Source organism: Haloferax sp. S1W (assembly GCF_044593955.1).
Lineage (GTDB): Archaea > Halobacteriota > Halobacteria > Halobacteriales > Haloferacaceae > Haloferax.
The window spans coordinates 1323705-1343238 of the sequence record NZ_CP172595.1; the positions used below are offsets into that span (position 1 = coordinate 1323705).

The 19534-nt window shown below is 60.4% G+C and carries 17 protein-coding genes and 3 tRNA genes; 14 read left to right on the plus strand and 6 right to left on the minus strand.

Annotation, left to right across the window (positions count from 1 at the left end; translation table 11 throughout):
- Nucleotides 1–107 precede the first annotated feature (107 nt).
- Together ACH9L7_RS06960 and ACH9L7_RS06965 are read left to right on the plus strand one after the other, a co-directional pair.
- On the plus strand, nucleotides 108–356 hold the full coding sequence (locus tag ACH9L7_RS06960; protein WP_396612997.1) for a YhbY family RNA-binding protein: 249 nt from the start codon (nucleotides 108–110) through the stop codon (nucleotides 354–356).
- Entirely contained in the window at nucleotides 353–1261 is a 909-nt protein-coding gene (locus ACH9L7_RS06965; RefSeq protein WP_396612998.1) for a mechanosensitive ion channel family protein, read from the plus strand. The genes ACH9L7_RS06960 and ACH9L7_RS06965 overlap by 4 nt, the downstream gene beginning before the upstream one ends.
- Before the next feature lie 50 nt (nucleotides 1262–1311).
- On the opposite strand, the gene ACH9L7_RS06970 is transcribed toward ACH9L7_RS06965, so the two are convergent.
- Nucleotides 1312–2124: an HD domain-containing protein gene (locus ACH9L7_RS06970; protein ID WP_396612999.1), complete on the minus strand. Its 813-nt coding sequence runs from the start codon at nucleotides 2122–2124 to the stop codon at nucleotides 1312–1314.
- Between the two features lie 78 nt (nucleotides 2125–2202).
- Nucleotides 2203–2709 carry a redoxin domain-containing protein gene (locus ACH9L7_RS06975; protein ID WP_396613000.1) on the minus strand — a complete coding sequence of 169 codons (507 nt, stop codon included), beginning with the start codon at nucleotides 2707–2709 and terminating at the stop codon, nucleotides 2203–2205.
- Between the two features lie 254 nt (nucleotides 2710–2963).
- Here ACH9L7_RS06975 and ACH9L7_RS06980 point away from each other — a divergent pair, with 254 nt between their 5' ends.
- The 10 genes from ACH9L7_RS06980 to ACH9L7_RS07025 all read left to right on the plus strand — a co-directional run bounded on the left by ACH9L7_RS06980 (nucleotide 2964) and on the right by ACH9L7_RS07025 (nucleotide 13782).
- Nucleotides 2964–3224, plus strand: coding sequence for a twin-arginine translocase TatA/TatE family subunit (locus tag ACH9L7_RS06980; RefSeq protein ID WP_396613001.1), 261 nt, complete (start codon nucleotides 2964–2966; stop codon nucleotides 3222–3224).
- A 91-nt stretch (nucleotides 3225–3315) separates the two neighbouring features.
- Nucleotides 3316–3388: transfer RNA gene (locus ACH9L7_RS06985), tRNA-Arg, on the plus strand.
- Nucleotides 3389–3819: 431 nt separating this feature from the next.
- The gene (locus tag ACH9L7_RS06990; protein ID WP_396613002.1) at nucleotides 3820–4713 is read left to right on the plus strand and encodes a DMT family transporter; all 894 of its coding nucleotides are present in this window, start codon (nucleotides 3820–3822) and stop codon (nucleotides 4711–4713) included.
- 260 nt (nucleotides 4714–4973) lie between these two features.
- Complete coding sequence (locus ACH9L7_RS06995; protein WP_396613003.1) at nucleotides 4974–8477, plus strand: ATPase, T2SS/T4P/T4SS family; 3504 nt, start codon at nucleotides 4974–4976, stop codon at nucleotides 8475–8477.
- Entirely contained in the window at nucleotides 8478–10520 is a 2043-nt protein-coding gene (locus ACH9L7_RS07000; protein ID WP_396613004.1) for a type II secretion system F family protein, read from the plus strand.
- On the plus strand, nucleotides 10520–11005 hold the full coding sequence (locus ACH9L7_RS07005; protein ID WP_396613005.1) for a hypothetical protein: 486 nt from the start codon (nucleotides 10520–10522) through the stop codon (nucleotides 11003–11005). Before ACH9L7_RS07000 ends, ACH9L7_RS07005 begins: the two co-directional genes overlap by 1 nt.
- Nucleotides 10999–11619, plus strand: a complete 621-nt coding sequence (locus tag ACH9L7_RS07010) for a hypothetical protein (protein WP_396613006.1) — start codon at nucleotides 10999–11001, stop codon at nucleotides 11617–11619. Before ACH9L7_RS07005 ends, ACH9L7_RS07010 begins: the two co-directional genes overlap by 7 nt.
- Nucleotides 11607–12590, plus strand: a complete 984-nt coding sequence (locus tag ACH9L7_RS07015) for a hypothetical protein (protein ID WP_396613007.1) — start codon at nucleotides 11607–11609, stop codon at nucleotides 12588–12590. The genes ACH9L7_RS07010 and ACH9L7_RS07015 overlap by 13 nt, the downstream gene beginning before the upstream one ends.
- The gene (locus tag ACH9L7_RS07020) at nucleotides 12587–13033 is read left to right on the plus strand and encodes a hypothetical protein (RefSeq protein WP_396613008.1); all 447 of its coding nucleotides are present in this window, start codon (nucleotides 12587–12589) and stop codon (nucleotides 13031–13033) included. The genes ACH9L7_RS07015 and ACH9L7_RS07020 overlap by 4 nt, the downstream gene beginning before the upstream one ends.
- Nucleotides 13030–13782, plus strand: a complete 753-nt coding sequence (locus ACH9L7_RS07025) for a hypothetical protein (RefSeq protein ID WP_396613009.1) — start codon at nucleotides 13030–13032, stop codon at nucleotides 13780–13782. Before ACH9L7_RS07020 ends, ACH9L7_RS07025 begins: the two co-directional genes overlap by 4 nt.
- Before the next feature lie 31 nt (nucleotides 13783–13813).
- On the opposite strand, the gene ACH9L7_RS07030 is transcribed toward ACH9L7_RS07025, so the two are convergent.
- A complete protein-coding gene (locus tag ACH9L7_RS07030) occupies nucleotides 13814–15313 on the minus strand; it encodes a hypothetical protein (RefSeq protein ID WP_396613010.1) in 1500 nt (499 codons plus the stop codon).
- A gap of 334 nt (nucleotides 15314–15647) precedes the next feature.
- On the opposite strand from ACH9L7_RS07030, the gene ACH9L7_RS07035 reads away from it, so the two are divergent.
- Nucleotides 15648–16415 (plus strand): hypothetical protein, encoded by a 768-nt coding sequence (locus ACH9L7_RS07035; protein WP_396613011.1) that lies wholly within the window; start codon nucleotides 15648–15650, stop codon nucleotides 16413–16415.
- A gap of 519 nt (nucleotides 16416–16934) precedes the next feature.
- Here the strand turns inward: ACH9L7_RS07035 and ACH9L7_RS07040 are convergent.
- The 3 genes from ACH9L7_RS07040 to ACH9L7_RS07050 form a co-directional block, all read right to left on the minus strand.
- Nucleotides 16935–17006: transfer RNA gene (locus tag ACH9L7_RS07040), tRNA-Ala, on the minus strand.
- Nucleotides 17007–17584: 578 nt separating this feature from the next.
- Nucleotides 17585–17956, minus strand: a complete 372-nt coding sequence (locus ACH9L7_RS07045; RefSeq protein ID WP_396613012.1) for a hypothetical protein — start codon at nucleotides 17954–17956, stop codon at nucleotides 17585–17587.
- Between the two features lie 814 nt (nucleotides 17957–18770).
- A tRNA-Ala gene (locus ACH9L7_RS07050) sits at nucleotides 18771–18842 on the minus strand.
- A 223-nt stretch (nucleotides 18843–19065) separates the two neighbouring features.
- Here ACH9L7_RS07050 and ACH9L7_RS07055 point away from each other — a divergent pair.
- Nucleotides 19066–19533, plus strand: coding sequence for a 30S ribosomal protein S15 (locus ACH9L7_RS07055; protein ID WP_396613013.1), 468 nt, complete (start codon nucleotides 19066–19068; stop codon nucleotides 19531–19533).
- Nucleotide 19534: the final 1 nt, after the last annotated feature.

Here is a 19534-nt window from a genome sequence, read left to right on the forward strand (position 1 = left end):
TGAACGTCCCCGAAACAACCCGAAACGGCCGCGAATCGTGGTGACGACACCCACACGGCCGCCAAAGCCTTACTATTGAAGGTCTCTCACACGTAGTGAAGGCCACAATGGACACCCAAGAGCTGCGAAAAGAAGCCCACGACCTCGACGTGACCGTCTGGGTGGGTAAGAGTGGAATCGAAGCCGTCGTCGGCGAACTGAACGACCAACTGGCAGAACGGAACCTCGTGAAAGCGAAGTTCCTCCGCGCAGCCCTGGGCGGCACGACTATCGACGAGGCCGCCGCAGACCTCGCGGAGCGAGTGAACGCCGACCTAATCGAAACGCGGGGGAAGACAGCCGTCTTCCACCGATGAATTTCGCTGCGCTTCCACTCCAACTCCAAGGAGACGGCGGCGCTATCGGTCGCTTCCTCGTCGAGGCGAACGTTCCGTACGCACAGGTCCTCGGGTCGATTCTGGGCTTTATCGTCGCGTTCCTCGTCGTCTACATCGTCGGGAAGGCATTCTTGTCGTCAGTCGTCTCTCGGTATCTCGACCGCCGCAGAGCCGACGAGCACGCAAAAAGGCCCCTGATGAAACTTGTGACCGTCATCGTGGCGTTCGTCGCCATCGCGGCGGGCTTCAGGATGGCGGGCTTCCCCAACATCCTCGAGTCGCTCGCGACGATTGCGGCGGCCGGGACGCTGGCGATTGGCTTTGCGATGCAAAATACCATCGCGAACTTCGTCGCAGGTATCTTCATCTTCACCGACCGCCCGTTCCGCATCAACGACTGGATCGAGTGGGACGGCCACTCCGGTGTCGTCGAGGATATCTCTTTCCGCGTGACTCGCGTCCGGACCTTCGACAACGAGTTGCTCACAGTCCCGAACTCACAGCTCACGAACGACGTCATCAAGAATCCCGTCGCGAAGAACAAGCTTCGTTTGCAGGTGCCCTTCGGTATCGGCTACGACGACGATATCGAGCAGGCGACGGATATCATCCTCGAAGAAGCGCTGGCGCACGACGGCATCATGGACACGCCCGAGCCGTCGGTTCGGCTGACTGAACTCGGAGACTCGGCGGTGGTCCTCAAATCCCGCATCTGGATTTCGAACCCCAGTCGCGCCGACTTCGTCAAGACGCGCGGCGAGTACGTGGCCGCAGTGAAAAACCGGTTCGACGAGGCGGAAATCGACTTCCCCTACCCGAACCGCACCCTCAGTGGTGAACTCTCCGTCGCCGGGATGGAACGACTCGCCCAGTCGAACGACTAAGTGGTCTCGCGGGGGCGACACCTCGCCCGTGGGGCTCGTTTTCGCTTCGACTACAGTTCGATACGCTCGACCAGTTGGTCTTCAGACCGCGTGTTGACGGCGACGATTCTGACGTGGTCTTCGAGTCCCGACCCCTGTAGCTTCGCTTTCAGCAGGTTGTCCACTTGGTAGACGCCTGCGGCGTTGACCATCTCTATTTCGACGAGGACCGCCTTCCCGTTGCCCTCTTTCAGCGTGACGTTCCTGATGGCCTGACTGGAGAGCGTGTTGATGCCGCGCCCGCCCTTCTCGTAGGGGATGCGGGACCGGCCGCGTTCCATGTCGAGTGCGTCGGCGACGCGGATGACGCCCGCTTCGAGCGTCAGGGGGTCTTCCTCGCGGTGGTGACACAGAATTGCGTGGAGGACTTCCGACTTCATCCGGACTGCGTCGGCGGTGCCGTAAAACTTCGGGAGGAAGCGGTCGAGTACGTCCGACGCGAGCGGGATGGAGTAGTACGCGTGATTGTCGCGGTGGACGATATGCCCGATGTCGTGCAGTTGGGCCGCGAGCGCGACGATGACTGCCTCGTCTGCCTCGTCGAGTCCGTGGTCTGCCGCGCCGTTGAACTCACACCCACCGCGCTTGAGCAGGTCGTAGAGCCGAAGCGCGCGGTTGAGAACGATTTCGATGTGCTTGGGACCGTGGTCGTTGTAGCCCTTGCGCGTGACTGCGTTGATGTTCTGTGCTTCGAGGAGCGCGGTGATCTCCTCGTCTTCGAGCAGCACTGGGAGGACTTCGTTGAGCTTCTCGTCGGGAAAGGCGTGGTCCGCATCGGGGTCGTAGACGCGGCCACCATCGACAGGCTCGGCAGAATTGCTCATGCTCGCAACGATACGCGCTACGACGAAAAAAGAACTTGGGCGGTTGTGAAACAGCTTCGATAGCGTCTGTGCAGACGATTACGCCGCTTCCGAGGCAGCCTCGACTTCCGCCTTCGAGGCCGCTTTTTCGACTGCGTCGTAGTCGGGTTCGACGCCGGGGTCGTCGCTGACCCACTCGTAGGTGACTTCGCCGTCCGCGTTCACGACGAAGACAGCACGCTTTGCGACGTTGTAGACGCCGAGGTCGTCGAAGTCCATCTCGATGCCGAACGCATCGATGATGTTGCGGTTGGTGTCGCTGATGAGGTCGAAGTTGAGGTCGTTCTTCTCCGCGAACTCGGAGAGCGTAAAGGGCGTGTCGATGCTGATGCCGTAGACGGTGGCACCGATGCCATCGAAGTTCGCCATCTGGTCGCGGAACGTACACATCTCAGTGGTGCAGACGCCGGTGAACGCGGCGGGGAAGAACGCGAGGACGATGGGTGCGTCGTCGAGGTTGTCAGAGAGCGTGAACTCCTCGATGTCGCCGTCGATGTCCGTTTTCGGTGCCGTGAAATCAGGGGCAGTGTCGCCGACAGATACCATACAATAGAGGGGATTGACGGCACCTACTTTACAGCTGCGGCATGCGGTCTTCGCAGCCAATTAATCATGATTTATTCGTGGTATATGTTACCGTCGCACTTGTGAGGGCGGCCAGAAGATATTTTACGCATTTCAGGGCTGTTCGGCCCTCAGCGCACGGCACACGGTACGTCCGAATGACCGACATTCGTCCGTTCGTGAGGCTAGTGAAGGCAAAAAGCCTATAATTAACACAGGGTTAGGCAGAAACAGCGATGTTCGATACCATCACCCCCCTGTTCCCGGGGCTCCCGGGCGGGCCGGAGCTGCTCATCGTCCTCCTCGTGCTCGTCCTGCTGTTCGGCGCGAACAAGATTCCGAAACTTGCGCGCTCTACCGGGCAGGCCATGGGCGAGTTCAAGCGTGGACGCAACGAAATCGAAGAAGAACTGAAGGACATAGAGCACGACGACGACGAGAACACCACCGACGTGTCGACGGAGTCGGCTACCGAGTCGACCACCACGTCCGAGTAGTCATCACAGCTCTCCTTCGTCTTTCTTCTTCGCCCCCCGCAGGGGGGTCGAACCACTCGGTTTTTGTCCAGTCCCGAGAGAAATCTCGGTAGGGCGTGTGGCCTAGTGGACAGGGCGAGAGGTTCCTAACCTCTCGATCGCGGGTTCGAATCCCGTCACGCCCGCTCAGTCACTTCGTTCCTTCGCAGGCGTTCCTGACTCTCGTTCACTCCGCTCACGAGAGTCCCGCCGCGCCCGTTATCGGTACGAGCGAAGCGAGTCCGATAACGAACCGTGCGGGATTCGAATCAGGGAGCGAACGAAGTGAGCGACTGCGGTTCGAATCCCGTCACGCCCGCTCAGTCACTTCGTTCCTTCGCAGGCGTTCCTGACTCTCGTTCACTCCGCTCACGAGAGTCCCGCCGCGCCCGTTATCGGTACGAGCGAAGCGAGTCTCGTTCTGGTTCGAATCCCGTGAACTCCGTTCACGATATGCAGCGCACAGCACTGCTTCCCGCCGCCCCCTCACCTTCTGTATTACTCTGCCACACCCACACCTACCGGTCGCAACTGCCACAACCGACACCCTAAGGAACCGCACCCGACGACACTCCATGTGACCCGGTATCGAAACGCTGCCGCCTTTCTACTCCTCGCCGTCCTCTGGGGCGCGTCGTATCCGGCGGTCAAAGCCGGTCTCGACGGTATTCCACCGCTGCTCTTCGCCGCGCTTCGCTTTGACCTCGTCGGCCTGCTCGTCCTCGGCTACGCCGCTGCCCGAAACCAGCAGTGGCGACCCAGTCGCGCCGACCTGCCGAGCGTCGTCGCTGGTGGGACGCTCTTTATCGCCGTCCACAATGGCCTCCTGTTCATCGGCCAAGACTACGTCACGTCGGCCGTCAGCGCCGTGGTTCTCAGTTCTATCCCGGTGCTCTCGGCTGGCTTCGCCAGACCGTTCCTCCCGAGCGAACGACTCAGCCCCGCTGGACTCGTCGGCGTACTCCTCGGCTTAGTCGGCGTTATCGTCGTCGCAAACCCCGACCCCTCGGCCGTGAGTTCTCCGAATCCGGTTGGGGTCGGTATCCTGTTGCTCTCTGCCTCGGCGTTCGCACTCGGAGGCGTCGTCACCCGGCCGCTCCGAACGACGCTCCCGGTAGCGGCGTATCAGGGCTGGCTGATGCTCCTCGGCGGAGGACTGCTCCACGCGATGAGTCTCGCTGGCGGCGAACCACAGCAGGTCGACCTGACTCCGAGGGTCGTCGCAGCGTACATCTACCTCGTTCCCTTCGCCGGAGCGGCGGGCTACCTGCTGTACTTCGACCTGCTCGACCGTCTCGGACCGGTCGAAATCAACCTCGTCGGCTACGTTGCACCCGTATTCGCTGCCGTCGTCGGCTGGGCGGCACTCAACGAATCACTCGCCCCCTCCGTTGCAGTCGGCTTCGCTATCATCATCGCCGGCTTTCTGCTCGTAAAGCGACGGGCGATTCGCGCTGAGTTGGGTCGCTGACCAGCCGAAGCGGACCCACTCTACAACTGCCCGTCCCTCGTCGCGCGAGCCACCGCTAGACCATGTGTAATGATAACACATTTAAGTGTGCTCGGAACGTTTCCTGTCTCCCCCGATTAATTGCCGATTAAATGGGTGAAATAAGCGGATTTCTCGCTCAGCAGGCCACATAAATGGTTATAAAAAAGACACTTAAATGGATTTAAATTGTGAATTATCTGAGGAAAAGACTTTTCCATCACCCCGGATACCCGAGCACAATGGCAACCGAGGACGCCAATGGAGCCGAACCCAAGGCGTTGGAGGGGGACGCGGAGTCGCCTGTGGGGAGCGACGCCGACCCAACGCAAGAGGGGTCGAACGCCCGCGTCGGTGCGTACACGTGGGCCGACTTCCTCGACGAGTTCGGCGACGATGGCGATGTCGAATCACTCTATGGGTTCGACCCTCGCACCCAAACCGACGCTCCGGGAAGTTCCCGCTGGGAGGATGACGACGAACGCGAGGTACCGACACCCACCCGCGACGACTGGGCGGAAGTCAGCCTCGACCCCGAGTCGTATCTCGAGTGTCACCCGGTCGACGTTCGCGACTTCGTCGGCAAGCGGGGTGCACACGCGAAGGATATCCACGAACAGTTCGAGGCGTTCTGTGACCCCAAGACCACACCCGTCGTCAAAGACGAGTGGATGTGGGAGCACTACAAGCGCGAGTACTACTACGAAGACGACGGGTCACGGCCGCGCGATGCCGAGGGGGACATCGTCCCGTTCGACAGCAAAGACGCGCTTGGTTTCGACCCGTCGGTCATCGAGAACGCGCTCGCCCGCGGCGGACAACGAGCGGCCGAACTCGACGACGTCGTAGACGAACGAACCGTCGACATCAAGGAGGATTTCGACGAAGACGAGTTCTTCTCCAGCGCGGACGGAACGACGACGTTCGCAAACCGCTACGACCTCGAAAAGGCCGTCCCGCTGGAGAAGAAGACGCACTTCAGAGAAGTCGAACGCTACTGGGTGAACAAGCCCTATGCGTTCGTCATCATCTTCCACTCCATCAAGGAAAACGAGAAGAAGTACTACGTCGTCGAACCGTACCTCAACCGCATCGAAGACGACCTGACGGAGTTCCTCACTGGAAAACTCCGAACCGCCATCAAATACGGCGAAGAAGGACTCGTCGGCGGCAGCAGCGGCGAGGACAACCGCGGCCACGTCATCGAAACGCAGACGTACGAACTGCTCTCGCGGTACGACCTCTACGATGTGCCTCCCGTCGAGAGTACTGACTCGGCAACTGGTGCAGAACACGGTGGGGGCGGCCTCGCAGACCGACTCGGCCTCGGTGGACTGTTCGGCGGAAGCGACACCGACGCAGACGCAACCGTGGAGGCAGACACTGGTGCCCCATCAGACGCCGGAACCCCATCAGACGCTGGGACTCCATCTGACACCGGCACCCCATTTCTCGGCGGCGTGGCCGACCGACTCGGCTTCGGCGAACTCTTCGGACAGCGCCCCGCCCGTCGTCGCAGTGCCGAACCGCTCGGTGGAATCGAAGGCATCGCCGCCCGTCCCGAACCGGCGGTTCTCGCGGACGACACCGCGGAACTCACCGACTATCAGGTCAAGAAAATTCAGTACTACCTTCGTCGGGACTTCATCGGCTACGAGCGAATCGACGGCATCAAACACGACATCAACGTCGAGGACATCTCGTGTGACGGCTACAACTCGCCGGTGTTCGTCTACCACTCTGACTACGAACAGATCATTTCGAACGTCTACCACGGCGAGACGGAACTCGACGACTTCGTCGTGAAACTCGCACAGCGGTCCGGGAAAGGTATCTCGAAACGACGGCCGCAGGTCGACGCGACGCTCTCAGACGGGTCGCGCGCCCAGTTGACCCTCGGACGCGAAGTGTCCGACCACGGGACGAACTACACCATCCGTCAGTTCAAGGACGTTCCGTTCACGCCTATCGACCTCATCAACTGGTCGACCTTCTCGCTGGAGGAGATGGCGTTCCTGTGGCTCTGTATCGAGAACGACAAGAGCCTCATCTTCGCCGGGGGTACCGCGTCCGGGAAGACCACGTCGCTCAACGCGGTGTCGCTTTTCATCCCGTCGAACACGAAAATCGTCTCCATCGAGGACACGCGCGAAGTCGAACTTCCGCAGCGAAACTGGATTGCGTCGGTCACGCGCCCCTCGTTCGCGGACGACGACAAAGGCGACGTAGACGAGTTCGACCTGCTCGAAGCGGCCCTCCGACAGCGCCCTGACTACATCGTCATGGGCGAGATTCGCGGTGAGGAAGGGCGGACGCTCTTCCAGGTCATGTCGACGGGTCACACCACGTACACGACGTTCCACGCCGACTCCGTCGGCGAGGTTCTCAAGCGCTTTACGACGGCACCCATCAACGTCTCGAAGACGATGTTCACGGCCCTCGACCTCGTATCGATTCAGACCTCGACACGGGTCGGCGGCAACAAGGTTCGTCGGAACAAGTCGCTCACCGAAATCAACCACTACGACCCCGAAAACGACGAAATCAACGTTCAGGACATCTACCAGTGGCAAGCCGAGTCCGACGAGTTCCTCCAGATGGGGTCGTCGAACACACTCGAAGAAATCAAGTTCGACCGCGGGTGGGACCAGGAGACGCTCGACTTGGAGATGTTCAAGCGACAGGTCATCCTCGCGTACCTCATCGACCGCGGCCTCAACACGTACACGCAGGTCGCCGCGACGTTCCAGGCGTTCATCAACGACCAGGACACCATCCTCGGCCTGATGGCGACCGATGACCTCGAACGGAGTCTCGAAGACCTCCGAGAGATGGAGTCGGTCCACATCGACATCGACCCCGAAAGCGAGGAGATGGTCCCCCGTCCCGACCCACCGGCGCACGTCAGGGAACTCGCCAAGCGAATCCTCGCGCGGGCCGAAGAGGAACTCTTCCCCGACTACCGCGACCGAGACGTGGGCGAAGTCGCAGAAGCCCTCTCCCACATGCGGAGCGAACCCGATGTCGAGGCCGAACCGGGCGAGGGTGCTGGATTCGACTCGCACGAGGACCGTCTCGATGCGCCCGCACTCGACGAGGGAACCGAACGGAACGAACTCGACCCCGGTGACGAGACACCCGCGCTCGATGAAGACGATGGGCCGTCGTCTCTCGAAGGGGAGTCGGAGACGCCCGCGCTCGAAGCGGGACGCGACGACGATGCAGGCGGCGACGACGCGGCCGACCTGTGGGACGCCCTCGAAAGCAGCGAGTTGACCGACGCGACCAGTGGTTTCGGAACCAACGTGTCGGATGACACTAATTTCCCCAATCTCGATGCTCGCGACGACATCGACCTCGAAGAGTTCTTTGGCGCGTTCGGCGTCGAGGAACCGGCACCGAGCAGTCGTCCCGGCGAGTCGGAGAGGGATGTAGGTGCAGAGTCCGGGGCAGGCGAAGATGCGAACGACCCAGACGTGACTGCGGACAGTACCGAATCAGCGTCCACCGCAGACGGAGGCGAGTCAGAACCGACCGAAGACGGCGACGACTCCGAGAACGCCGAAACGGACGAGGTCTGGGGTGGGTTCGAAGTCGCAGAGACCGACACCCCTTCCTCGGACAGGTCGGAGTCGGACCCGGATGCGGCTGAGGAGTCGGATGCGGTTGGAGAGTCAGCGTCGGACACAGCTGAGGGGTCGGACCCGGACGAGTCGGAGTCGGACGACGACGAGGCAGGTGAGTAGATGAGCAACCTCGACGCAAACCCCTCGTCGGGTCTCGACAGAAGCACCGACACGCTCGGGGACGCCTTCTATCCGCTGTTCAAGATTCTGTTCGACGAGGACGGCGAGTTCGTCTCCGACATCGAAGAGAAACTCAAGCAGGCCCGGATGCCAGACACCGTCGAGTTGTATCTCTCGCGGGCGCTCGCCGTCGGCGTCATCGTCGGGCTGGTACTGTGGCTCGTCGGAATGCTCGTCGGGTACGGTATCTTCGCGCTGGGATTCCTCTCGGCGTCGGAGTTGAGCCTCGGTATTCCGGTTGCGAGCGAATCGACCGCGAATCTCCTTCGCTCGCTCGCCATGCCCGCGGCGGTCATCATCTCGGGCATCGTCTTCGGCACGCTCGGATTCGGGCTTGGATTCGGGACGCTCGTTGCGATACCCTACTCGACCGCGTCGGCGCGGAAACGCGAGATTAACATGCTTCTGTCGGACGCCATCTCCTTTATGTACGCCCTCTCGGTCGGTGGGCTGAACCAACTCGAAATTCTGGAGGCGATGGCGCGGGCTGACGACACCTATGGCGAAGTCTCCCGCGAGTTCCAGAGCATCGTCCAAGAGACGGAGTATTTCGGGACCGACTACCGGAACGCGATTCGCCAGCAGGCGCTCATCACGCCCTCGAACGAACTCTCGCAGTTCCTCACGGACATGCTCTCTATCGTCAACTCCGGTGGCGACATGGAGAGCTTCCTCGACGACAAAAAGGACAAGCACCTCCGAACCGCCAAACAACAGCAAGAACAGACGCTGGACACGATGGAGTTGTTCGGCGAGATGTACATGACGCTCTCGTTGTTCCCGCTGCTTCTCATCATCATCCTCGTCATCATGAGCATGCTCGGCAAGGCACAGCAGGAACTCCTCTATGCGACCGTCTACGGTCTCATCCCGCTGACGGGCGTCGGGTTCCTCGTCCTCGTCTCGACGGTCAAACAGGACGAAATCGGCGACGGATACCTCGCCCCCGGTGGCGGGAGCGACAGACTCGAAGAATCACAGCGGGAGGGGCTCGTCCACATGGGGCTTATCGAATCCTACATCGGCGAGTTCAGTATCTTCTCACGCATCAAAAACCGCGAAGGGACGTTCAAGACGAAGCAGTTGCTTCGGCGGCCACACGTCTTCTTCAAGCAACACCCGGTGTTCACGTTGGCCCTTACGGTGCCGACTGCGACGGTCATCGTCGCCGTCGCGGCGGTCGGTGGGGCCGCGCCGACGACGTGGGAAGGGATGGTCGGCCGACCCGTCTGGGGGACGTTCATCTGGTTCTACGTTCCGGTGTATCTCGTCGCAACCCCGCTTACCGTCTTCCACGAGTGGAACGTCCACTCGCGGACAGCCATCACGGGGAAACTCTCCGACAACCTCCGGAAGCTTTCGAGCGCGAACGACACGGGCCAGACGCTCCTCGAGTCTATCAAGACCGTCTCGGAAACGTCGTCGGGGAAACTCGCCGACGAGTTCGACGTGATGCACGCGAAGGTTCACTACGGAATGAGCCTCAGGGAGGCGCTCATCGAGTTCAACAACAAGTACCACATTCCGCGTCTCGCCCGCACGGTGAAGCTCATCACGAAGGCACAGGAGGCGTCGAGCCAGATTACGGAGGTGCTGACGACCGCAGCCCAAACCTCTGAAAATCAAGACGACATCGAGCGCGAGCGCATCTCCCGAACGCGTATGCAGGTTGCGATTATCCTCATGACCTACGTGACGCTGTTGGCGGTGATGGCCATCCTGAAGACGCAGTTCCTCGACGTGATGTCCGGACTCACCTCGCAGGCGGCGGGGTCCGGCGGCGGCGTCAGCGGTGGCCCGAGTTTCGGGGGTGCCATCGACTCCGACTTGCTCTCGCTTCTGTTCTTCCACGCCGTCACCATTCAGGCGATGCTCTCGGGATTCATCAGCGGATACATCCGAAACGCCGACCTGCTGGCGGGCGTCAAGTTCGTCGTCATCCTGCAGACGCTCGCGCTGGGCGTGTGGACGGTGGTCGGGTGATGCGCCGTCGTGACCGTTCTTCGGGACGCGAGCGACAACGCACTCGCGCACAGACGACCATCGACTACGCCATCGGCGTCGGTATCTTCCTTCTCGCCGTCGCGTGGGTCGTCGGCACGATTCCGCAGGTCGTCCAACCGTTCGACGACACGCAGGACCGCCCGCTCGTCGCCAACCGCGCCGCCGACCAACTCACAGGGGGCATGCTCTCAGAGTCGGGCGAGCGGACCGTTCTCTCAGCGGAGTGTGTCGACGGGTTCTTCGACAACGCGACACCGCCCGCGGACTGTCAGTACAGAACAGGCACACTCGGAGAGGCGGTTGGTGTCGGCGACCGGTACGAGGTGAATGTCACGCTCCTCGAAGGCGGAACCGCCGTCGAAACTCGCGGCGACCCCGTGCCGTCGAGTGGTCGGGTGATTACCGCCCGGCGGACCGTCCTTCTCGACGGGACGGTCCACCAACTGCTCGTGAGGGTGTGGTAGCGATGGCACGCGGTCAAGCACACGCGCTCGAAGCGTTCGTCGCCGCGACGGTTCTCCTCGCGAGTGTCACGTTCGCACTCCAGGTAACCGCCGTGACGCCGCTGACCGCCAGTACGTCGAGTCAGCACATCGAGAACCAACAGGCGTCCGTTGCACAGGGACTTCTCGACGCCGCGGCCGAGAACGGGACGCTCGAACGCACGGTGCTTCTCTACAACGGGTCTGGTGAGACCTTCTACGCCGTCGGCGAAGAAGACCAGTTTGTCAGCGGCGGCCCGCCAACCGCATTCGGAGCGATGCTGAACAAGACGTTCCTCGACCGCGGTATCGCATTCAACGTCTACATCAACTTCTTCGAAGGCGACAAGAGCAGACGGGCGAAGACGCTCGTCTACATGGGGTCGCCCAGCGACCACGCCGTCTCCGCATCGACACTCGTCACCCTCTCCGACAGCGACGAACTCCACGAGCCAATCGACGGCACGGCGGTTCCAACGGGGGACAACCTCAGTGTGGTCGAGAGCAATGCGGACACGTCGTTCTACGTGAGCGACCGAAGCCCTGGGCCGATGTGGGCACCGGTCGAAGTGGAGGTGGTCGTATGGCGGATGTGACGCTGTGGGACCGGTTCGGAAACGACGACCGCGGACAGTTGTTTCTCGTCACGGCGCTTACCATCGCCGTGTTACTCGTCGGTCTCGCCTTGACGCTCAACACCGCAATCTACACCGAGAACGTGGCGACGCGGACGACCGACACCCAACTCGACGACGCCGTCTCGTTCCAGCAGTCGCTCGTTGCCGGTGGCGGTGAACTGTTGGACGCCGCGAACAGAGCGGGTGGTGGTATCACGACAATCGAACCGCAGTTCCAGTCGTCGCTCGGGAACTGGAGCGTCGAGGCGGCATCGCTGAGTGCCGTCTACGACCGGTCGGTCGACGCCTCGTACACCGGGACGAAGACGAACGGGACGCGAGTCTATCAGGCGAATTCGACCCGAAATTACACGAACGAAACCGGTGCGAGCACGTGGAGTGCCGTCTCCAACGAGGAAGTCAGAAACATCCGATTCAACGTCTCTCGAACCTCGCTCGCGGGGAACTCGGGCGACGCGTTCCGTCTCATCCTCGACGACGACGGGGTTCTCAGCGACGCTGTCGAGATATCGATGCACGACGACGGGACGAACATCGTCGTGACTGTCGAAGACGACACCGGCGTCATCGGGTCCTGCGCGGTCGAACCGAAAGGCGTCGACGAGTCGCTCGTCGTCGACGTGACCGGCGGAACAGTTGGCACACAGCGGTGTCTCCCGCTGGATACGGTACACGAGAAACTCGGCGGCGACGTGTACGTCATCTTCGAGAACGGCGACGACGCCACCGGCACGTACGAATTTTACATGACGAACAAGAACACGGCACTCTCGACGCTGGTTAGCGGCCCGAACTACGCAGGGGCCGGAAGCGGGTCGTGGCCCGTCGCACAGGAGGCGATATACGACGCGAACGTGACGTTCCGCTTCAGTACCGACGAAACAGTCGTCGAAAAGGAAGTTCGGCTCGCACCGGGTGAAATAGAATGACCACGCGTGCCGCGTCGACGACGCTCGGATACGTCCTCACGCTCACGATTACGACGATTCTCATCTCTGGGCTGATGGTCGCAGCAGGGGGATTCGTCGCCGACGAACGCGAACGCGTGACCCGGACCGAACTGGAGGTCGTCGGCCAACGACTCGCCGCGAACATCGAGGCTGGCGACCGCGTCGCCGCGGCGACTGACGACCAGACGACCGTGAGCGTCTCGAGTCGACTCGAACTGCCGTCTCAGGTCGCCGGAACGACATACCGGATTACAATCGACCCCGACGCAAGCGGCCGGAGCCACCTCGTCTTAGAATCGGCGGACCCCAAAGTGACCGTCCGCGTCCCGTTCGTAAACCAGACGCAGATTGCGAGCGGGTCGGTCGATGGTGGAGACGTTCTCGTCGAGTACGACGGCACCCGGTTGGAGGTGTCCAAATGACCGACCGCCGCGCCGTGAGCGACACGCTTGGATTCATCTTCGTGTTCTCGCTCGTCCTCTCGACGGTGGCCGTCGTCACCGCAGTCGGGATGGGCGGTCTGCAGGACACACGCGATGTCGAGCGCATCAACAACGCCGAGCGTGCCTTCGACATCCTCGACGACAACATGGACGATATCTCCAGACGCGGTGCCCCGAGTCGGGCGACCGAGATAAAACTGGCAGACGCCAGACTGGCGTTCGGTGAGCCAGTCTCGCTTTCCGTCAGGTGGGAAGGAAACGGCAAGAACGGGACGAACGTGACGACCACGAGACCGCTCGTGTACACCGCAGGTAGCTCAGACGAGCGAATTATCTACTCCTACGGTGCCGTCTTCAGAGGCACCGACGACGCGATGACGTTCGTCCAGCACCCGTCGTTTACGCTCCGCTCGGACTCGGTGCTCGTCTCGGCCTTCGAGGTCCGGCGGGCGACGGGAGCAGTCTCCTCTGTCGGTGGGTCGGGAACGTTCCTCGTTCGCGCCAGTCGCTCCACGTCGAAACTGACGACCGTTCGGACGAACGGCCCATACACCGTGACAATCAACGTCTCGTCGCCGCGAGCGTCGCTCTGGAAGAACGAGTTAGAGACGTACGACGACGTAGACAGTTGCTCGCTGGTCAATAGCTCGTTCACCACGTGTCAGCTTACGGGCGTCGACGACGTGCGCGTCGCCAAAACCGGGTTAGACGTGTCGTTCGTGGACTGAGACGACGAAGTTGCGACGGGCAGAAAAGGCGTCAGTAGACGCGCACCTGCACGCGGTTTTCAGTGACGTGCAGGAACGTGATGAAGCGTCCGCCTTCCGCCTGGTCGTAGACGAGCGCCCCGCTGGATGCTCTTTCGTCGACGCGCTCACTCCCGCCCGGTCCGTCGGTCACAGTGAGTTCGAACCGCGGGGACATAAGAGAGAGGTAGTGGTTTGTGAGGAAGTCCATCGTCTGCTGGTCGCCAGCGGTGTACGTCGTGCCGCTGTCACTGGGATGCTGGTCGAACGTGACAGACGAACGGGCGCTCGTACTCTTGATTTCGGGACCGAAGTACCACTTGTTGTCGCTCCCGGTCATGTCGATGTCGCCGTACGTGAGGTCGGTGTTGGTGCCCGTGAGGTTCACACTGAGCGTGCCGGGGTCCGTGCTACAATCAACGCTGATATCCGAATTCGCCTCGGGGTCGATATTCGACTTTTGCCACCCCTGATAGGTGCCCGACTGGTTGCTGTAGTAGATGCTGATGTCGATATCGCCGTTGAAGTCCCCGTTATTCTTGCACTTTCCGTCGGAGTAGATGTGGAACTCGATGTCCTCGTCCGGCCCGTCGTAGTACATCGACCAGTGCATGTTCTGGAAGTGAGGGCCGGCGGTCAGATTCAGCGTGTACTCGCTGACGTTGTGGTCTCCGGCCATCCCGCGGACGTTAATCGAGTTCCCCTCGTTCGGCATTGCGAACTCGCCGACGAGGCCGAGCGTCTCTAACTCGACGCTGACGGACTGATTGGAGTGGTAGACGGTGATGTTCCCCTCGGTCCTATCGTCGAAGAACTGCGCCCAGCCGCGGTACTGCGGGCTTTCGACTGTCACCTCGACCGTTCCGTTCCGAACCGGGTTTACGTAGTTCGTCGAGGTGTTCGCGTAGCTAACGCTCGAATTCGGATAGACCGGGTCGGCCTGTTTGAGTTCGGTGATGTCGGCAACGGCGTTTCGTCCCGAGCCACCCTTCCCCGTCACCTGAATGAGGGGGAGCGTCAACGTCGCGCCGCGATAGTGGAACTCCGGCGGAGAAATCATGGACGTTCCGTTGTCCTGCGTTCGCCAGACGCCGCCACCCTCGTAGGCGATAGTCACGTCGCCGTCGCGATACTCGATGCTTCCGAGCGTCTCGTTGTATATCTCCTCCTCGGAGCCGAACTCGTCGTAGTTTTTGTGGGTGATGATGAGCCGCGTGGTGTCGTCGCGGACGATGTACTGGCCGTCTCCCGACCCCCCGAGTTCGACCGCCTGTGACTGCGAGTCTCCGAGCGCAGTAATCGCCATTTTGGAGTCGAAAAGCGTCATCGCGTGCTCGGCGCGGGCGGCGTTCGACGCCTGCTTCGTCTCGTCGAGTGCAGCTCCGCCGAGTGTGACGACGGCTGTCGTCCCGAGCACGGTGATGCCGAGAATGAGGATAACGGCGAGCGGCGATGTCTGTCCCGACCGGTCTCGAACGACGCGATAGAGCCACGGGACGCGCGGGCGACTCATTACGATACTCTAGGTAGTCCCGGGTCAAAACCTCACGGGGTTCGTGACAGTCTGAGAAGGTGAAATGTGACGGGAGAGAGACTGTTCCACCACAATCGAAGGCTCGGAGCCAGCGGCACTCTGGGTCATAGGAAGGATGTCATACAACTCTTCACAAGTATTTTTTCCACCAATATAAGTTGGAATTAAATCTACCAGACACGCAGCAACGATTACTCCGAATTAGAAAGCGCATTACCATTTCATACGGCAGAATATGTCGGTATGCGGTAGCCAGAGAAAGAACGAATGGGGAGCCGTCGAAGCGGCTCCAGCCTAACTGAGACACAAACTAATGACTCTACCACGACAGACCAGACGAACGGTACTGAAACTAACCGGGGCAGGTCTGCTCGGCGGCCTTACCAGTGTCGGGGCGGTCACTGCGAGTGAGGAACCGTACGACGTGCAGGTACGCTCGGTGACGAACGCGACTGCGAAATACAGGGACATCGGCAAAGCGTTGGCCAACGGCTACGAAATTATGGGCCCGTACGTGCCCGATATGGGGTTCCACCTGGTGAACTTCAAGCGAATCAAACAGGCGGAGAGAGGTGGAACCAATATCCGCCACCCCCAGGGGCTCACCTACAATCTCGAACGGACACTCGGCTCCGTCGAGTACATCGTCCCGCTGGACGACGACAAACCGGACGTGTTCAACGACGAGGGAGAAGGCTTGGATACGAGTGAATCGGACGGGTGGCATCCCCACCACAGCGCACAGCACGTGTTCGCGAACGGGAACGGGGTTCAGGACGACCGGTCGACGCTGAGCGTCGACGAGTTACTGACCAACGACAACTGGGCGGAACTCAGCGACGAGAGCCCGCTGTTCCCGCCCGAGGTTCCAGGTCTCGAGGCCGGGGACGAACTGACGGTTAACTGGGGCCATCAGCCCGGAGACGACCCGGAGACGAGAATCGTCGACTTCGTCATCGGCCCCCACCGGGACTGGTGGACACTTCATGCGTGGGTTCACTTCGATAACCCAGAAGGCGTGTTCGCCCCGTTTAACCACAACGAGGAGTGGGATCCGCTTCCATCACCGCCACACCACTAGTCTTGCTGAATCTATCTTCTGTCTCTCGCACGGTGCTTTCAATAGTTCGTGATTCTGCCACATGAGAACGTATGAGGACTTACGCTATTCCCAACAGAATACAGTCGATATACGCGGCTCACTTCGCTCGCCGGTAGTATCGACAGCAATTGATGACTCGCCGGGAGTCCCGCGAGCGTAAGCGAGTGGGACTACGGCGAGTCCACGAACGACTGACGGAGCGAAGCGACGGAAGGAAGTGAGTGGACTCGCCGGGACTGAGCAAACCGGCGGTTTGCGAAGGTCGTGAACGAAGTTCACGGGATTTGAACCCAGAGAAAGACGTGCTCGCTCACTCCGTTCGCTGTGCGCGACTTTCAGGGCTTCAAATCCACGCGCTCGCAGAGCGAGCGCTCGGCTCGTCAATTTCTTCACTGCGTTCAGAAATGGACTCGCCGGGAGTCCCGCGAGCGTAAGCGAGTGGGACTACGGCGAGTCTACGAACGACTGGAGGGAGTGAAACGACCGAAAGGAAGTGAGTGGACTCGCCGGGATTTGAACCCGGGGCCTCTCCCATGCCAAGGGAGTGATCTACCCCTGATCTACGAGCCCGCTAACGCATCTTCTCATTCCGCGGTCGAATAAATAAGGGCTTCGAATCGTCGGACGGCTGCGAGACACTCCCGCGGTCGGTACTCCGAGTGGTATCGTGGACAGACGCTCACCTGAACCACGTCCACTGGGAGGAACCAGACTGGGCGAGGCCCAGTCGGAGCGAACGACAACCAGCCGTTCAAAGGGAGTCGTGAGGTGGAGGCCCGCCCGCCAGCGTGTGCAACTACACGAAGGATGTCGAGCGGATGTCAGTCGATTGCCTGGCGGCGAGAACCGTGATACTGCGACGGACTTGGATACCGAGTACTCGGTCGCATCCCACCCCGCGGTCGGTGGTGGACCGCGGCGCAGATGGGCATCAAGTCACTCGGTTGGGGTTCGCCGACCACCTCGTGTATGTCGTCTCGCAGAATACGATAGGCTCCGCCGGTCAGAATTGAGGGTGTTGATAAGAGAGCTTTCGACAGACCCGATATTTTGTTCGAGAATTCTACCAAAGGAAATCGAAGGGATTTGAACTCACTTTCCCAATCGACTGTGTGGTCCGGGGTCGTCCCCGCCTCGTTTGTTACGCCCTATACTTTCGTTACGGACACCTCGCCTTTAATATCGTCATTTCTCGTGCAGGAGGTGAAAACACTTCCAACCTCAACCATATCACCCTCGTTGTACCCGCTTGGGATGAGATAAAGCGGGTCATCGAACCCATCTACTTCCCAAACCTCTGTCTTGATTCGGGATTCGCTTCCACCAGCGTCACAGAAGACCTTCGCCCTCGATGGTGGACCAGATAGTGTGACGGTCGCTCCTTCGAGCGTCGAATCTTCTACATAGCCGAAGTTGTTCTTAGGACTACCCGACACGGCTCCCGTGAAGGCGATGCCGCCAGCAGCACCTGCACCGAGTGTTTTCAGTACGCTTCGTCGGTTGATTGCTGGGTCTGTCATTGCTAAGCCTCTCCGCAGAATTTCACATGTGTTATGTTAGCTATTGACTTCCTTATTTTCGATCGTTATTATTAACGATCATATACCAACCTGCGTGAGGAAGCAGAATTAGATGCGTCCGCTGGATAGATATGGTCGCGGAGCGGAAGGGCGAAGAGTACGCCGTGGAACACGCCCCACTCATCCTGATAGATGCGCGTCGAATCGGTTTAATCGACACCGGACACAGCGGGTGAGTCCGTAGTGTTCTGTAGGCCCCACTCTCAACGTTGACAGGCCGCGGCGAGTGAGCGTCTTATCGCGACTTCCTCACACCGCTTCACGCACCTCTCAGACGCCGCTATCCCGTCGCAGTATTGCGATTCAATTATCCTATAGACCTGCACGGCAGGATCTGAGCGAATTGCCTGAGTTTCAACTTCTGCTCTCGTTCTCTCAACGGAAGTGTCCCATTTCGGATTAAAAAGTTGTTAATTTTGATCGCTGACAAGTTAGAGACTATCGGCTATGGGATTATTGACAACTATTGTGTATTTAATGATGGTACAAGGCCCGCTTTTCAACGCAGTTGGGTCAATTCTGGATTCATCTATTGTTTCTGTCACGGTGGCGAGTACGGATATTGTCGAGTTAGAAGCGGAGAGTAATGAGGTGGTGTGTGGTGTTCGACCTGAGCGAAGAAGAGCGCTCGGCTCGTCAATTTCTTCACTGCGTTCAGAAATGGACTCGCCGGGAGTCCCGCGAGCGTAAGCGAGTGGGACTACGGCGAGTCCACGAACGACTGGAGGGAGTGAAACGACCGAAAGGAAGTGAGTGGACTCGCCGGGATTTGAACCCGGGGCCTCTCCCATGCCAAGGGAGTGATCTACCCCTGATCTACGAGCCCGCACTCCCTCGTAGCCGCCACCTGTTTAGAAGCCCTTCGATTCGGCTCGGGGGCGAGTCGAAACCGTTTAAGGCTCTGCACGAGGAGTGTCGCACGGGAATCCAGCACGGCCGTAAATCTGACTCGCCCAGTTTGGGCTTGGGATTGCGGTAGTGCCCCAGCAGTCGCCAGTGCGACTGCGGGGTACTCGTTTCTGCGGTCAGTGCGGTTCCAACCCGCAACAATGGCACGAATGCACACCCGCCGACGTGGCTCGTCCGGTTCGGACAAGCCCGTGGCAGACGAAGCACCGGAGTGGAGTGAAGTCGACGCAGAAGACATCGAAGCGCGCGTCGTCGAACTTGCCGAACAGGGGAAGGACCCGAGCCAGATCGGGCTTGCCCTGCGCGACGAAGGCGTCAAGGGCGTTCCCGTCCCGGACGTCAAGCTCGCGACCGGCAAGAAAGTCACCACCATCCTCGAGGAGAACGACGCCGAACCCGAACTCCCCGAGGACCTCAAGAACCTGATGGAGCGCGCCGTCCGCCTCCGCGACCACATGGAGGAGAACCGTCAGGACAAGTCCAACCGTCGCGCACTCCAGAACACGGAGTCCAAGATTCGCCGTCTGGTCGCCTACTACCGTGGCGACAAGCTCGACGAGGACTTCACGTACAGCTACGACGTCGCCGTCGAACTCCTCGAACAGTAAG